The following is a 15131-nucleotide window of genomic DNA, read 5'->3' on the forward strand; positions in this document are numbered from 1 at the left end:
CTACTATGTTATTAAAAAAATCTTTAGAAAACATTGCATCTTCTAATGAAAGACTTCAGAAAGTTGCTTATGTCAATAATGGGAAGAGTACATCTTATCAGGAATTATTTTCATCTGCAGAAGAGGTAAGAAAATTTTTAGTCCAAAAAAATAACAATAAGCCTGTAATTGTTTTTGGGCACAAACAAGCGGGAATGTTTTCCACTTTCTTGGGTTGTAATGCTTCTGGTGTAGCTTTTGTGCCGGTCGATGTCACAACACCAAAAGAAAGAGTGGAAAACGTGATTAGGCTTTCAGGGGCAGATTTCATTGTTGCGCTTTCTCCACTTCCATTTGATGTCAGCTGCAATATCGTTGAGTTTGATTTATTGGTTAGTGGTGAACACTATAAACTCAATTTGGATTCATATGTAAAAAATGAAGATATTTCTTATATCATTTTTACTTCAGGTTCAACCGGAGTGCCTAAAGGCGTAGAAATTTCAATCGAAGCTTTGGATGATTTTGTTTTCTGGAGTAAGGGACTTGTTCAAAAAGCTAAAGAACATGTTTTTGTTAATCAGGCACTTTTCTCTTTTGATCTGTCTGTTTTTGAGCTTTGGACCTCGATTGCACTAGAGGGGAAGATTTTAGGACTTGAGCACAAAAATAATTCAAATATTCGAGCACATTTTGAAGAAATTCAAAAAGAAAAATGTACAGTATGGGTTTCTACTCCTTCATTTGCAGATTTGTGCTTAATCGATAAACGATTTAGCGCTGCAAGTATCCCTAGCCTTGAGTACTTTGTATTCTGTGGGGAAGTGCTGGCAAAAAGTACGGCTTTGAAATTAAAAGAAAGATTTCCCGATGCCCATATCTTAAATCTGTATGGACCGACAGAAGCTACTTGTGCGATGACGGCCATTGAGATTACACAAGATGTTTTAAACAAGTATGAGGTTCTTCCTGTTGGGTATGTAAAAGAAGGGACAGAACTTTATGTAGATACAGCAAATGGAAATAATGAACTAGTTATTGTTGGAAATAACGTTTCTCATGGCTATATAAATGACCCTGTCAAAACGGCGGCGCAGTTTTTTAAAAAAGACGGTTTGCGAGCATATAGGACTGGCGATTATGGTTATTTTGAAGAGGGAAATCTTTTATTTGTTAAAGGACGCATTGATCGCCAAATCAAATTTAAGGGATACAGGATTGAATTAGAAGAAATTGAAGCAGTCATCAGAAAAACTCTCGATGTTTCTCACGCTGCTTGTATTGCTGTAGTGAAAAATGAAAAGGTAACAGATCTTATTGGGGTTCTTTCTGGAGATGTAGAAAGCTCTTACTCTGAGTTTGCCGAGAAACTTAAGCCTTATCTTCCAGATTATATGATCCCAACTAAGGTAAGGTATGTTCAGGTAATGCCATTAAATAGCAATGGAAAAATTGATAGAAAGAAATTAGACGCACTTGTTAATTCAAAGGAATAATATGACAGAGAATGCTCAAGTTAATCAGGATGTTTGGAAGAAAATTTATCGTGATGGAAAAGGGGACTTGAAGTATCCAAGTGATTTGCTGGTTCGAGTGGCCAATATGCTTTTCCCAAAAGATAAACAAGCTAAAATTCTGGATTTCGGTTTTGGAACAGGTGCAAATGCACTTCATTTTGCCAAAATGGGACATGATGTTCATGGACTAGAAGTCTCGCCAGATGCACTAAAAAAAACGAGTGAAAAATTTTCAGAAAGTGGATTTAAGCCTCAACTAGAACTTTACGAAGTTGGCAGCAGTTTTCCTTTTCTTGATAATTCATTCGACATAATCGTGGCGTGGCAGGTTTTATATTACAACAATTGGTCTTCACTAGAACCAATTGCCAAAGAAATTGAAAGAGTTCTAAGACCGGGCGGGCTTTTTGTTGGGGCCATTGCAGCTCCAGGTGACATCAGTCAGGTTCATGCTGAGTTCCTGGGGGATTCAACATATCGCTCGCTTGTCCCAGGGCAAGAAGGTTGTATTGTGATTATTCCAGAGAAAAAAGAATTAGCACGCTTCTTTCCGAATCAAGAAATGAATATTGGTTTTTTTGAATATGAGTTTAATCATATCCATGCAAAACATTGGATTTTTAATTTCAGCAAAAAGTAATAATGATACTTTGTAGCTGCAAAAGTTTAATTGCTTCGCTTCGCTCATCTGTTTTCATTGCAATGAGTATCTAAAAGGTTTTTGAATGAATTATTTACCAAAAAAAGAATTTAAGATTTTTGCAATACTTTTTGCGGGAATGTTTTTTTTGTTCTTGTTTGGTACAAGGATTGATTCTGATACTGAGAGCGTGAAATATGTAATGAAGCTTCCGGATCATTTTGTTAAGGAACAATTGCAAAATTATTTTTCTGGTAAAGAATACACTTTTTCCATCGCAGGTGAAAGTCTCGAAGTATTTCCCTTACAAAGAAATGATGAAGATTTTTTAAAGCAACTTGCTAGCTTTAAAACCGACCTATTTGATGTTTCGTTAAAAATTAATCAGCTATGGTTAAATTCAAGAAAGTTAACTCCCAAAAAAGTAGAACATAAGGAATGTAATGATGTTGTGAAGTGTTCAATCAACGACATGGTAAGGTTTTCAACTGATCCGAGGCTCTTAAAAGAGTATGAGATCGTTTTTAATGATCTCAAAAATAAAAGAATGTTTGGTGACCTGATGATCTCAAATTGGACGAACTGGGTTTTTTTGGCGCAAAAGAATGTAGATACATCATTTCAAACAGTAATTCTTAGACCTAACTACACTCTATATAAGAAAACTCTATTAGCTTTCTGGGTCTCGGTAACTCTTTCAATTTTAATCATGCTAGTGAGATTAAGGCGAGAGTTGTAGGCGATGACATTTTTTATCAATTTATTATGCTTTTTAAATGTCTTGCTGATTCTAGTAGTAAGTTCAGTTAGTTTCTTTCAGGGCATATTCTTTTCACCTTTTGCCATATTTCTGATTTCTTTACAGGTGATCTTAAATGTCTATTTTTTAAAATATAGTAAAAGCAGATTGATTAAGTTTTACATTTTTCTTTTCTTTGTTTATTTCATGCAAAATTTAGTGTTTTGGCCCTTTATCGACGACCCTACTTCTTTAATGGGAACTTGGTTTCATGTGCCTGCTTTAAAATTAAGCACGACTGCGTTTGATAAAACATTTCTTTATTTAACGATATCACATACGGTCGTATTGATTGTCATGAAACTACTTACTAGGGATGATGATCCATTTCTCAATGATCACTTCGCTCAGAATATTGATTACAAGAAATTAAACATTGTTATGGTTTTTAACACTTTGCTTTTAGTTTTTTATTATTGTTTACCACATCTTCAGCTTCCGGGGAATTATCTCTATATCGTAAACATTATTAGAAAATTTTTAATGAATATCTTGTGTATAGATATAATTGTTGTATTCGTATTATTCTCTAGCTGGTCTATTCTCAAACGCAAAACTATTGCACTGGCCATTTTGATGCTTGGTTGTCAGGTTGTTTTTTCTACATTGATGGGAGCAAGACATGGATTTATTCTTTTCGGTTTTTTGATTTTATTAAATATGTTGGTTGGAAGCATTAATTATAAATTCAAAAAAACGCATCTTGTTTGGGGGACTGTCGTCCTTGTGCTATTTCTAATCCAGTATGATTTAGGAACTAGAAATCGTGTAAACCGGCCAACAGAATCTAATCATCCTTTAAGTTATCATCTTTATCGTTTTTCCAGCCGTTTAAGCGGAATTGATTATGTTCATCTTTTTTTAAACTCTGATTCTCCTGAAAAAAGGGGAGCAATTCAGGAGGAGTTGTTGTTATCAAAAAGAGTAAAAGCAGGATTAAACCGCTTTGTTGGGGCAAGAGTCTATAACGAGCATACGCTAGCATTGCTATTCAGGTATTTTTATCTTCCAGATTTCAAAACGATTTCTTCTAGTTTAAAGAGCTACAACTCAGATATGCCCACATGGTTTGGCGAAAGTTATTTGTATTTTAAGAATTCGACAATAGCGTTTGGGTTAATCGGTCTTTTGGCTACGTTTTCCATTGTTATATATAACGCTATAAATAGCAGAGTTCTTGCAATTACGTTTTTGTGGCTATTTCATGAGTTCTTTACTAGTTTTGGCTTTTTTGACTGGTTTCTTCCCGATGCCTTATCAATGGTTGTATCCATGACAATCTTGCTTTGGTTTCTGTCAAAAAATAAGAATTATAAAACTGCCAATTAAGCCTTTTTTTCACCAAAGTTTGATTTCATAAGCAAGACGATGAAAATGGCGGCGATATAATTATTACCCCATATTTCTACTCCAGAGTAATGGCTCATTGGTAGAAGGAAGGCGATCGCGCCATAGAAACTAGAAGGGAAATTGAAAAAATTCTTTATATTTTTGAAAAAATAAAAAATAGGAAACAAAATAAAAACAAACCACGCGAGCTGAACTCCAAAGCCATATTTAAAGGCTAATGTCATACTGTGAAATTCTCCAGGCATGCAAACAAGATCAAGATTTGTTTTTAAGAGTGTCGGAAATCCTGTGAGGATATGGCTTATATTGCAATTTGAAACTTTCGGAAACCATGCATCTAGGGCTCCCTGGCCTTCTCCATAATAAAAATAGGCCATGTAACGATGTCCTAAGCGAGTAATGACCAACAGGTAGATTGCAATTTTATAAAAAGCATAAGTACAGACGACAATTAAGAGAATTGCTTTCCAATCTATTTTGAAACCTTTCAATGAGTTTTTTAAAAAAACAAGCAATGAAACTGATGACAGGATAAAGGCAGCTAGATTTAGAGTCAGGGAGTCGCTAAGTAGCATGCAAATGAATCCTAGAAGGATACAAAGAAAATTAAGTGGATTGATAGTGGAGCGCTCTTGGTAAATCTTTAGTGTCTTATCGAAGATGTATGAATACAGGGCAATGATTGAAAGAATTGATAAAGCCCCTGAACCCATAAAAGTCACAATACGCGTAGGCTTTACTGTTGGCTTATTTAATAAAAAAAGCGAAATTTCATTGGCCGTTACATATTTAGATTTCAGTAATACAAATTCAGTTAAAGTTAATCCAAGTGCAATAATAATGATTAGTGGAACAAGGTAGCTTAAGATCTTTTCGATTTCTTCCTTCGTTAGAATTTTATCCAAGAAGAGCGGGAAGAGCAGGAAGAGGGTTGTTGAAGAAAGGCTTCTCAGAGTTGCTAATGCTTCACTCACTCCAGTAAAGGCCACAACTAAAAGTAAAATGCTTAAATAGACGATGGCAAAAATGCTCAAATTTAAAAGAAGCCTATTCCATGGTTTGTCGCTTCCAAATTTAAAATAGAAATAGAGTGCTCCCAGTAATGGGATAAAATTCAAAACGACGGTAAGACTATGTAGGGAGAACGGAGCGAGAAGAGGAAGCCTGAAAATGCAAATCACAAGAGATATCACTAGAAATATTGAAAAAGATCTAATATCTTGCGCGCGTGCTTTTTCCATCTGTGACTCGCAGTGCATTGTTGGTGAAAATTTAATATAAATAATCTAATATTGGCACGATCCTATTGTAAAGGTATTCTTTAAGAATGAAAAAAGAGGTTATTATATTTGGGACTGGTGGGCATTCAAAAGTTGTCTACGATATTATTGTTAAAGAAGGAGTTTACACTCCTGTTGCCTTTGTTAGTTTAAATCAAAATTTAAAAACGTTTTTAGATCTTCCTCATTATCATCAGAATGAATTTTCAAAGCTAAAATTTGAGGCAGGTGTAGTTGCTATCGGTGATAATTGGGTGAGATCCAAGATTGTTGAAACAGTCATCTCAATCAATAAGAACTTTAATTTTATTAAGGCAATCCATCCTTCGGCACAAATTGGTACTGGTTGCATTATTGGAAAAGGCACGGTGGTCATGGCCAATACTGTGATTAATCCTTTTAGTACAGTAGGGGAGCACTCAATTATCAATACATCTTCTTCAATTGATCACGATTGCACTGTTGGAAACTTTGCAAGTATTGCTCCGGGGGCCACTCTGGGGGGAACTGTGAGTATTGGAGATTTCTCTACCATTTCTCTTGGTGCGAATGTTATTCATGGCAGGACAGTTGGGCCGCATACTGTCGTAGGCGCAGGTTCATTAGTAATAAAAGATATTGAAGATCATGCGTTCGCTTACGGTTTGCCGTGTAAGGTTATTCGTAAGCGCGCAGAAGACGAAAAGTATCTATAAGAATCTAAAAAACGCTCTTAACAAGATCACAAATTTTTTCCAGAGTTTCTTGCTTCATTGATGAAGCTGATGGCAAGCATACACCTTGATCAAAAATTTTCTCTGAAACAGGATAGTCGTAGCAAGTAAAGAATTCGTGAGACTTAAAAATGGGTTGAGTGTGCATTGGCTTCCAAATGTGCCTTGCTTCAACATTTGCACGCTCAAGTGCTCCTAAAAGTTGGGTTGTCGTTACCTGCGACTTTGGATCAATCAACATTGTAGATAACCAGCGATTAGAAAAATTATTAGAATCTTCCGCAACAAAAGTGACTGGTAGATCTGCGAATGCTTTTTGATAATAATCAAAGTGTGATCTTCTTGCTTGAATTCTCTGATCAAGAACACTCATTTGTCCTAGTCCAATACCAGCGCAAATATTGCTCATTCGATAGTTATAACCAATTTCCGAGTGAAGATAATAAGGAGCATTGTCGCGAGCTTGAGTAATTAAAAAGAGAGCTTTGTCAGCTTCTTCTTTACTATGCGTGATGAGCATTCCACCACCCGAAGTCGTGATAATTTTATTTCCATTGAATGATAAAATTCCAAAGCGTCCAAAGGTACCGCATTTTCTTCCATGATATATAGATCCTAATGCCTCTGCAGAATCTTCAATGACTTCAATTTTGTATTGATCACAAATTTCCATGATAGCTTTGTAGTCAGCGCTCATTCCAAATAAGTCTGCGACAATCAAGATGCGAGGAATTTTTCCAGTAGCTTTTTTAGCTTCAATGGCCTTTAAAAGTGATTTTGGACAGATATTCCAGGTTTTATCTTCAGCATCGATAAAAACTGGAATAGCCTTTTCATAAAGAATAGGGTTACAGGTCGCAATGAATGTCCCTGAAGAGCAAAAAATTTCTTCTCCAGGTTTTACTCCCATCAATATTAAAGCGATATGGATAGCGGCAGTACCAGAGCTCATGGCAACAGCATAAAGATTTTTCTCTTGAAGATAATCGAGTACTGATTGCTCGAACTCTCTTACATTTGGTCCAAGTGGAACAATAAAATTATCTTCAAAGGCCCTATCAATATATTTTTTCTCATGCCCGCTCATGTGAGGAGGAGACATTAAAACTCTTTCTTGAAATCTGAAATTGCTCACTCTTTAGTCCTTTAGGTTTTTTCAATAATTAAGACATCATAATCGAATTTTGACCAGCATGAAACAGGGTTTTCTTACGCAGGGAAGCAGGGGGGCATAGGTATAAATAAGCTTACGTATTCCTATTTGCAAGCAATTGGCGGTACTCGTTAACTTGAAATTGAGAAATGATTTGATAGTTAAAATCTTTCTGGGCCCGTAAAAAAGCGTTATGAGAAAGCTCTTCTCTGAATTGTTTCTTATTGGATAGGCGGATTATCTGCTCTTTAAGTGCATGGATATCTTTTACAGGAACCAGCACGCCTGTTTTCTCGTCAATGATTGCATCCTGAATTCCAGGAATGTTGCTTCCGATTGTGCAGACTCCTGCAGCTGCAGCTTCTATAATTACTGTTCCAAATCCTTCACGGTAGCTTGGGAGACAGAGAAAATCACAAGCGGCAATGATCTGTTCTGGATGGTTCTGAAAACCCATGTGTTTAATAAATGGGTTATTTTTAATGCTGTTGACGGTTGATGGGTCGACAGGATCAAGATCTTGTTCATAAGGGCCAACAATTATTAAATAAGCTTTTGTAGAGTCCTGGCTTTGTTCAAAAGCTTTTACCAGTTCATTAATACCCTTATCTCTAGTGACTCTTCCCAAAAACAATATCCATGGAGACTCCATGGGGATATTTAATTCTTGAGAGATTCTTGTCCTAAGGCTATTTTTATTTAAATGAAATTTTTCAATGTCGACACCACCAAGTGCCCCTTCATGAATACAAAAAACTTCTGAAGGTTTGGCAACATTCTCACTGATTAAGTAATCGATTTGAGATTTGCTGTCGGCGTAACAGCGAGTATTAAGCTTGATGACTATCTTATCCAGGGTTTTTAAAATACTTCTAAAAGCACCACTTAGGGTCGCCCAGCGTTGTCCAGTGAATGTGTGAATTCGGATAGGAACTCTGGCCGCAAAAGAGGCTAAAGCAACTACGATTCCAGCCTTGGGAGTAAGTGAGTGAACAATATCAAACTTATTTTTTCTCAAATATAAATAAAGCAGAAAAAGTGCTTTAACATCTTTTAGTGGGGAGATTTCGCGGGGAATTTCAATGTAATCTATTTTGAAACCGTGATCGTGTTTTAAATAATCGCCGTAAGACTCAAACGAAGAAACGAGCTGTATATCAAATCCATTTTTTTCAAGCTCTTTGATATTGTTGATTATGTGGACAAAAAAGCGAGGAATTGTTGCAATAAATACCAGGCGCTTTTTTTGTGCTTTCTTTAGAATCTCTATGTTCATTTATGAAAATATCCCATAATCTTAATTTTAAATACAAGTTTAAGAGTTTACCTAATATGTCATCAAATCCTGAAATTTCAATTCTAATGGGTGCTTACAATTGTGAGAGGACATTAGATAAAGCTATCCAATCGATCTTATCGCAAACATTCTCAAATTGGGAATTTATCATTTGTGATGATGGCTCTAAAGACAAAACCTGGGATATTCTTCAAAAGTATAAAGATGATTCTAGATTTGTTCTAATTCAAAACAAAAAAAACATAGGATTAGCGGCTACACTCAATGAGTGCTTTAAGAAATCCAGAGGGCAATATGTCGCAAGGCAAGATGCTGATGATGTTTCACTACCGCAAAGATTTTCAAAACAATTGGCCTTTATTAAAGAGCACCAAGATTTGGATGTGATGAGTTCTCACGCATATCTAGTCGACGACGATAATGTTCAATGGGGTATGTATAGAGTTGCAAACAGGCCTCGTCTTGAGGACTGGGCAAAAGGAACACAAGTTATCCATGCTTGTGTTCTTATGAGACGAAAAGCAATGGAAGATGTTAATGGGTACGATGCTACTGCAATACGTGTTGAGGATTACGACATGTGGATGCGTATGCTGGCAAAAGGTAAAAAATTTGGAAATCTGTTAGAACCTCTTTATGAAATTCACTGGGGCTGGAAGGATTATAAAAGAAAAACCATTAAGGATCGCTTGAGAGAAATAAGATTCAAATTTAATTTGATCAAGTTAAATAATTTCCCCTGGAAATATTATCTTTATCTTTTGAAACCTATGATTTTGGTGTTTTTACCTAATAAGTTTCTCTATCAATATCACCGAAAAGTCATGAGCCTGGAAGCTGCTCATGAATAAGGTGTTTATTACGGGAGCAAATGGATTTGTTGGAAAGACATTAAGCAGATTTTTAGTTCAAAATGATATTTCATATACTGCAGGTGAGCGCTCACTATATGGTGCCATGGAGTCTCAAAAGAGATGGTCTGATATTCTTGCTGGTCATGATGTAGTTGTGCATCTTGCGGCCAGAGTGCACGTAATGGATGAAACTGAAAAGGACCCATTAGTTGCATTTAGAAAAGTAAATGTCGAAGCAACGCTAAATCTTGCAGTAGGAGCTCGAGCTGCTGGTGTGAAGCGGTTTATTTTTGTAAGCTCAATCAAAGTAAATGGAGAAGAAACTCAGGATGTTCCTTTTTCTGCCTCGGATATGCCTTCACCATCAGATCCGTATGGCGTTTCAAAAATGGAAGCTGAAATTGCTCTGTTGAATTTGCATGAACCTGGAAAATTTGAAATTGTTATCATCAGACCGCCATTGATTTATGGCCCAGGAGTAAAAGCAAACTTTGAAAAACTTTTCTGGCTTGTAAAAAAAGATTTTCCACTTCCATTTGCAGCCGTGAAAAATAAAAGAAGTCTTGTTTCTATTTATAATCTCTGCGATTTAATTATTACATGTATCAATCATCCAAATGCAGGGGGAGAAATTTTTCTTGTATCTGATGATCATGACTACAGCTTAAAAGAACTGCTGCAGGTTATGGGCAAAACTCTCAATAAGTCTCCTCGTTTGATATATGTTCCGGTTGGATTAATGAAATTTGGGGCAGTCCTTCTTGGCAAAAGAACTTACGTACAAAGGTTGTTTGGCAATCTTCAAGTTGATATTTCTAAAACTAAAAACAGATTGAATTGGAAGCCACGATACACATTTGAAGATACGTTCAAAAATGCTTAGTGCTGAATATTTGCTCTCATAATAACCTTGTAGACAGTTAAAAAAATGATTTTGATATCGAACCAGAGTGATCGATTGTCGAGATAGTATTTGTCGTATTTAACTTTTTCAGGAATCTCTAGTTCGTCTCGTCCGTTTATTTGTGCCCAGCCAGTTATTCCTGGGGCAATCTTGTGTACACCATACTGAGTTCTTAGATCCTTTAAGTCGTCCTGATTAAAAAGGGCCGGGCGAGGACCAACCAGGCTCATATCGCCTTTCACGACTGACCAGAGCTGAGGAAGTTCATCTAGGCTAGATTTGCGCAGGAAAGATCCAATGGGAGTTAGATAGCTTTTTCCGTCTCCTAGTAGGTGAGTCGCTACTTGCGGCGTGTCTATTCTCATTGTTCGAAATTTAGGCATTAAGAAAATATCGTTGTTTTTGCCGATGCGTTTTGACCAATGAATAGCCGGCCCTGGACTTGTCATTCTAACAAGGGCCCAGACAATGCAAAATGGTATAGCAAAGATCAAAATAGCAGTGAGGCTTAAAATGATATTCATTGTGCGTATTGTCATTAAATCTTCCATGACATCAATAAAAAGGAATTATAAGATAATTCTCTCAATTTTACGAAGGGAAAATAGGCAAAACCCATGACGAATCTTTTAAATAATTTTAGAAACCCCAGAGTTATGCTCGCATTTCTCTATGATCTTTTTATTGCAGGAGTTTCTTTCTGGATCGCAATTTATTTAAGGTTTGATACTCTTAACATACCTTTGTCTGATGATCTTGCCTTTAATCGTTTCTTTTTTGTTGCCATGCTTATTCATGCACTCAGCTTTTTTCTAAATGGCCTTTATCAGGGTGTGTGGCGTTTTAGCAGTATGCATGACTTGGTTAGAGTTGTGAAAGCTTCATCTGTCGCCATTTTTCTTTCAGTCGTTGCATGCTTTTTTATGACAAGGCTTAATGGTGTGCCTAGGTCAATGTTCTTGATTGAGTTTCTTTTATTAGTTATCGGTCTTGGTGGTGGACGTTTTGTTTATCGCTTCTTAAAAGATCAAACATCATTGAGCTCTATGATTGGTGGAGCTGATGCTGAAGTGAAAAAAGTTTTAATTGTGGGTGCTGGTCGAGCAGGAGAAAAGCTCCTTCGCGATATTAATTCAACTCCTGCGCTTAAGTTGAATGTTGTAGCATTTCTCGACGATGACAAATTCAAAAAAAATGCGCGCATTCACAACGTAAGAGTTTTTGGTGATGTACAGCTGATCCCGGAATTAACTCAAAAATTAGCAATTGATAAAATTTTTATTGCGATCCCTTCTGCCAATAGGGAAGACGTTAAGCGCATCATTAGCTTCTGTGATCAAACAGAAGCTGAGATCAAGATTCTTCCTAAGATGGACCAGTTGCTTTCTACTCGTGTTGGATTCTCTTTACTGAGAAATTTGAATATCGAAGACTTGCTTGGGCGTGATCAGGTGGAGCTTGATACGGCTCATTTGAATGACATGATTAAGGGCAAAGTTATTTTAGTTACTGGTGCTGGTGGATCGATTGGTAGTGAACTTTGTGTTCAGATCGCTAAATTTAATCCAGCAATCATTGTCATGGCAGATTACTGTGAACTTTTCATGTATGAGCTTGAATTGCGCTTCAAAGAAGAGTTTCCAGATATTTCGTTCTTTCCTAAAATCCTGGATGTCAGACAAGCAGATAAAGTGAATGCTGTATTCAATGAGTACCATCCACAACTTGTTTTTCATGCGGCAGCTTACAAGCATGTTCCGATGATGGAGCACAATCCGATGGAAGCGGTTGAGACAAATATCAAAGGGACAAAAATTGTTGCTGAAGCAGCTTTGAATCACAACGCAGAAAAATTTATCATGATTTCTACCGATAAAGCCGTTAACCCAACTAACGTGATGGGGGCTTCAAAGCGTATCGCTGAAATGGTTATTACTGATCTTTCTAAGAAAAGCACAACGACGAAATTTATCTCAGTTCGTTTCGGAAATGTTTTGGGAAGTAATGGCTCAGTTATCCCACTATTTAGAAAGCAAATTGAAGAGCGTAAAGATATTACGGTAACTCATCCAGATATCATCCGCTATTTCATGTCGATCCCAGAAGCTTGTCAGCTCGTTTTACAGGCCGGTTCAATGGGCGAGGGAGGAGAGATCTTCGTTCTTGACATGGGAGAGCCTGTTAAGATTGTTGACCTGGCCCGTGAAATGATTCGTCTTGCAGGTATGGTTGAAGGAAGAGACATTAAGATCGTTTTCTCTGGATTAAGACCTGGAGAGAAACTTTTCGAAGAACTCTTTAGTGATAAAGAAGCATATGAATTCACTCATCATGGGAAAATTAGAAAAGCTCTTTTCAGACCGCTGGAAAACTCTTTCCATTCAAACTTGGATGGGTTGTTAAGTCTTCGTTCACCGGAGCCGGATGCTATCGTTTACATGATTAAAGATTTAGTTCCTGAATTCACTCATTTTCGCCTTAAGGCAGAGACGAGTTACGAGCAGGAAGCTACTCACCAGTAAGAGAAAAATCCAAAAGGCGCTTAATCGTCGGATAAGCGCCTCCCGATACCATTTCATAAAGCACGATAGTCGTAGCACTTAAAACAGGAAATTTAGTCGATTTATAAGGCGATAGAGCATCAGTCACGTTGTGATGATTTCTCATTCTCACTAGTGGGAGAGTTGGTTTGTATTCTTGCTCGCTCTCTGGATAAAAGAGCGCTTCCAGCCTGCTTTGAAGCTCTCTGAGTTCCTTCGTATTCTGCACTCCCATCCAAATCATGCGCCCTTGAATTAAATCAGGATAGGCCGAAAGCCCTGAGAGTTTGAGATCAAAAGGGGAAGTGTTATGAGCGATAGAGCTTATTTTTTCTTTGAAAGGATCAATATCAATTTCAGGCAAATGAACTAATGGAATGCAGAGTTTATCCATGTCGACAAACTTAAACTCATCCGTTTTCTTTTTCAGGCTGACCCTAAGTTTAGCAAAGGTACTTTTATCAAAGTTCAAAGACTGAGCATCAAGGGCCAGAAATAGTTTCATTTCAATACTACTTTAAAGGTTGTTCTTTCTCGGGAAAAAGATTTCTCTTTTTCGGCTTTTGGTTATCATACTTGTTCTTTTCTGTAGGGTGAAAAAGTTTTTTGATGTAGCTCCAGATTTTCATAGTGTCCTCCTACTTATTAAAGCTATTGCATAAGAGATGCCACTATAAGCAGATTTCACCTATTGTTTTACTATGCTGATTCAAAAGTTTTCTATGCTTTAAAAACTCATCCTTATAAGCCTCTTTAAAATCCTTCGACACAATCGAGTAAAAGTACTCAAGCACCTCAAGCGAAAGATTTACTTTCGCCTTGGCACTCGTACAATTTTTCCCAATATACCAAAAACTCCTCTTATACGTATGTGAATCAAGTTTTAAACCCGGTTCAGTTTCATAAAGACTGATGAGGTAGCGCTCGATACGAACTTCTTCTAATTCATAAGTATAAAGCATATTAAGCATCAAGCTTGTCCAGGTCTGAATGGAGTGCAAGGCCCTTTGCATATAGCCCTGGCTAGGGAAAAAACCAAGATTGCGATAAAGGCTCATGACTTCCTCATAATCTTCCTTGGCATTGCGAAGGCGTTCAATGTCGGCACCTTCATCTCTTTTCATTTCCAACGGCCTGTTTTTATCTATCAGGGCGTGTCCCATCTCGTGAGCAATCGTCCAGCGATCAGCTTCACTTGAAAAAAGTATAGTGTCACTTTCGAGATCAATACTTGAATTGTGTTTAGAGAAATACACCCCTAATGTCGAGCCAGTGAAAATTTCCTGAAAAGGCTTAAAAAGTTCCTGATTTGCTTCCGGTAAGGTAGCCAGGAATCCGTGGGCAATGTCCTTTGATTGAGAGGGCACAGGGTCTGTGAACTTGAAGAGTTCAATTTCTTTTTTATGGGCAAATTGTTTAATCTGCTCAGGGGTCATAAGAAGAATGCTTCTGACTTCTGTCTGGGGGAAATCGATAAATTGAGCAGACACAGGAAGGCTTACGAGAAGAGAGAAGGCAATGGCGATATAGGTTTTCATCTGGATATAGTACTGGGAAATAGGGCGGGGATGGGCTTAGCTTATAAGATTTATGGGGGTGTTCAAAATTTGATCAAAATCACCTGTAATAATTGTTATTTATGGGAGGCAAAAGACTTTACACCCACCTGTAAAATTTACAAAACCCCTTCATTGGGAAGTGCAAAGGAGTAAGATGCCCCTAAATCTTTAACCAAGGAAGCCCAATGAAGTCATTCATCGCAATCGTAAGTTTATTCGCCCTTATTACAGCTCAAGCAGCAACAGTTTCAGCTAAAGCTCTACTTGGAATTGAATCAAGAATCGAAATGCAAAGAGAAGCTCTAAAAGAAAAACTTAACAACTTCGAAACAGACGATATCACTGAAGGAAAAATCGTAGCTGCAATCGTGAACTCTGTTGAAGAAAAACTTGCTCAAGCAGAAGAAGGATTAAACTCAATCGCATCTGATGAACAATTAACAGAAGAAAACGTAGATGCTATCAACAAGATCCTTGATGAATCAGAAAAATTAATCGAAGAAATCTAATCTTCGTCAGTCTTTTACGGAATGCCCTATCCCTAGT

Annotated in this window: 15 protein-coding genes; 9 read left to right on the plus strand and 6 right to left on the minus strand. The window is 37.1% G+C overall.

The window, feature by feature from the left end:
• The first annotated feature begins 5 nt into the window (after positions 1-5).
• From dltA to AC6JA8_RS01710, 4 genes are all read left to right on the plus strand, one after another.
• Positions 6-1475 carry a D-alanine--poly(phosphoribitol) ligase subunit DltA gene (dltA, locus tag AC6JA8_RS01695; RefSeq protein WP_497975484.1) on the plus strand — a complete coding sequence of 490 codons (1470 nt, stop codon included), beginning with the start codon at positions 6-8 and terminating at the stop codon, positions 1473-1475.
• Between the two features lies 1 nt (position 1476).
• Entirely contained in the window at positions 1477-2136 is a 660-nt protein-coding gene (locus AC6JA8_RS01700) for a class I SAM-dependent methyltransferase (protein WP_497975485.1), read from the plus strand.
• A gap of 190 nt (positions 2137-2326) precedes the next feature.
• Entirely contained in the window at positions 2327-2875 is a 549-nt protein-coding gene (locus AC6JA8_RS01705; protein ID WP_497975486.1) for a hypothetical protein, read from the plus strand.
• A gap of 255 nt (positions 2876-3130) precedes the next feature.
• Positions 3131-4264 carry a hypothetical protein gene (locus AC6JA8_RS01710; RefSeq protein ID WP_497975487.1) on the plus strand — a complete coding sequence of 378 codons (1134 nt, stop codon included), beginning with the start codon at positions 3131-3133 and terminating at the stop codon, positions 4262-4264.
• Here AC6JA8_RS01710 and AC6JA8_RS01715 read toward each other — a convergent pair.
• Positions 4261-5319 carry a hypothetical protein gene (locus AC6JA8_RS01715; protein WP_497975488.1) on the minus strand — a complete coding sequence of 353 codons (1059 nt, stop codon included), beginning with the start codon at positions 5317-5319 and terminating at the stop codon, positions 4261-4263. The two genes, AC6JA8_RS01710 and AC6JA8_RS01715, sit on opposite strands and share 4 nt — an antisense overlap.
• 293 nt (positions 5320-5612) lie before the next feature.
• Between AC6JA8_RS01715 and AC6JA8_RS01720 the strand changes: the two genes are divergently transcribed.
• The gene (locus AC6JA8_RS01720; protein ID WP_497975489.1) at positions 5613-6260 is read left to right on the plus strand and encodes an acetyltransferase; all 648 of its coding nucleotides are present in this window, start codon (positions 5613-5615) and stop codon (positions 6258-6260) included.
• 4 nt (positions 6261-6264) lie between these two features.
• Here AC6JA8_RS01720 and AC6JA8_RS01725 read toward each other — a convergent pair whose 3' ends face one another.
• Entirely contained in the window at positions 6265-7413 is a 1149-nt protein-coding gene (locus AC6JA8_RS01725; RefSeq protein WP_497975490.1) for a DegT/DnrJ/EryC1/StrS family aminotransferase, read from the minus strand.
• A gap of 112 nt (positions 7414-7525) precedes the next feature.
• Entirely contained in the window at positions 7526-8707 is a 1182-nt protein-coding gene (locus AC6JA8_RS01730; protein ID WP_497975491.1) for a glycosyltransferase family 4 protein, read from the minus strand.
• A 56-nt stretch (positions 8708-8763) separates the two neighbouring features.
• Here AC6JA8_RS01730 and AC6JA8_RS01735 point away from each other — a divergent pair, with 56 nt between their 5' ends.
• Both AC6JA8_RS01735 and AC6JA8_RS01740 read left to right on the plus strand, forming a co-directional pair.
• Entirely contained in the window at positions 8764-9579 is an 816-nt protein-coding gene (locus AC6JA8_RS01735) for a glycosyltransferase family 2 protein (protein ID WP_497975492.1), read from the plus strand.
• Positions 9572-10465, plus strand: a complete 894-nt coding sequence (locus tag AC6JA8_RS01740) for a UDP-glucose 4-epimerase family protein (protein ID WP_497975493.1) — start codon at positions 9572-9574, stop codon at positions 10463-10465. Before AC6JA8_RS01735 ends, AC6JA8_RS01740 begins: the two co-directional genes overlap by 8 nt.
• Here the strand turns inward: AC6JA8_RS01740 and AC6JA8_RS01745 are convergent.
• Positions 10462-11025, minus strand: a complete 564-nt coding sequence (locus AC6JA8_RS01745; RefSeq protein ID WP_497975494.1) for a sugar transferase — start codon at positions 11023-11025, stop codon at positions 10462-10464. The two genes, AC6JA8_RS01740 and AC6JA8_RS01745, sit on opposite strands and share 4 nt — an antisense overlap.
• 78 nt (positions 11026-11103) lie before the next feature.
• Here AC6JA8_RS01745 and AC6JA8_RS01750 point away from each other — a divergent pair, with 78 nt between their 5' ends.
• On the plus strand, positions 11104-13008 hold the full coding sequence (locus tag AC6JA8_RS01750; RefSeq protein ID WP_497975495.1) for a polysaccharide biosynthesis protein: 1905 nt from the start codon (positions 11104-11106) through the stop codon (positions 13006-13008).
• Here AC6JA8_RS01750 and thpR read toward each other — a convergent pair.
• Both thpR and AC6JA8_RS01760 read right to left on the minus strand, forming a co-directional pair.
• Complete coding sequence (gene thpR / locus AC6JA8_RS01755) at positions 12995-13531, minus strand: RNA 2',3'-cyclic phosphodiesterase (RefSeq protein ID WP_497975496.1); 537 nt, start codon at positions 13529-13531, stop codon at positions 12995-12997. The two genes, AC6JA8_RS01750 and thpR, sit on opposite strands and share 14 nt — an antisense overlap.
• Positions 13532-13697: 166 nt before the next feature.
• A complete protein-coding gene (locus AC6JA8_RS01760) occupies positions 13698-14564 on the minus strand; it encodes an ImmA/IrrE family metallo-endopeptidase (RefSeq protein ID WP_497975497.1) in 867 nt (288 codons plus the stop codon).
• 206 nt (positions 14565-14770) lie between these two features.
• On the opposite strand from AC6JA8_RS01760, the gene AC6JA8_RS01765 reads away from it, so the two are divergent.
• A complete protein-coding gene (locus AC6JA8_RS01765; protein ID WP_497975498.1) occupies positions 14771-15094 on the plus strand; it encodes a hypothetical protein in 324 nt (107 codons plus the stop codon).
• Positions 15095-15131: the final 37 nt, after the last annotated feature.

It is taken from the genome of Bacteriovorax sp. HI3 (assembly GCF_059738875.1).

What these genes read in the sequence shown, in the direction of transcription:
- dltA (WP_497975484.1), top strand. Translation starts at nt 6, where the DNA reads ATGTTATTAAAAAAATCTTTAGAAAACATTGCATCTTCTAATGAAAGA.
- AC6JA8_RS01700 (WP_497975485.1), top strand. Translation starts at nt 1,477, where the DNA reads ATGACAGAGAATGCTCAAGTTAATCAGGATGTTTGGAAGAAAATTTAT.
- AC6JA8_RS01710 (WP_497975487.1), top strand. Translation starts at nt 3,131, where the DNA reads ATGGGAACTTGGTTTCATGTGCCTGCTTTAAAATTAAGCACGACTGCG.
- AC6JA8_RS01720 (WP_497975489.1), top strand. Translation starts at nt 5,613, where the DNA reads ATGAAAAAAGAGGTTATTATATTTGGGACTGGTGGGCATTCAAAAGTT.
- AC6JA8_RS01730 (WP_497975491.1), bottom strand. Translation starts at nt 8,707, where the DNA reads ATGAACATAGAGATTCTAAAGAAAGCACAAAAAAAGCGCCTGGTATTT.
- AC6JA8_RS01735 (WP_497975492.1), top strand. Translation starts at nt 8,764, where the DNA reads ATGTCATCAAATCCTGAAATTTCAATTCTAATGGGTGCTTACAATTGT.
- AC6JA8_RS01740 (WP_497975493.1), top strand. Translation starts at nt 9,572, where the DNA reads ATGAATAAGGTGTTTATTACGGGAGCAAATGGATTTGTTGGAAAGACA.
- AC6JA8_RS01745 (WP_497975494.1), bottom strand. Translation starts at nt 11,025, where the DNA reads ATGACAATACGCACAATGAATATCATTTTAAGCCTCACTGCTATTTTG.
- AC6JA8_RS01750 (WP_497975495.1), top strand. Translation starts at nt 11,104, where the DNA reads ATGACGAATCTTTTAAATAATTTTAGAAACCCCAGAGTTATGCTCGCA.
- thpR (WP_497975496.1), bottom strand. Translation starts at nt 13,531, where the DNA reads ATGAAACTATTTCTGGCCCTTGATGCTCAGTCTTTGAACTTTGATAAA.
- AC6JA8_RS01760 (WP_497975497.1), bottom strand. Translation starts at nt 14,564, where the DNA reads ATGAAAACCTATATCGCCATTGCCTTCTCTCTTCTCGTAAGCCTTCCT.
- AC6JA8_RS01765 (WP_497975498.1), top strand. Translation starts at nt 14,771, where the DNA reads ATGAAGTCATTCATCGCAATCGTAAGTTTATTCGCCCTTATTACAGCT.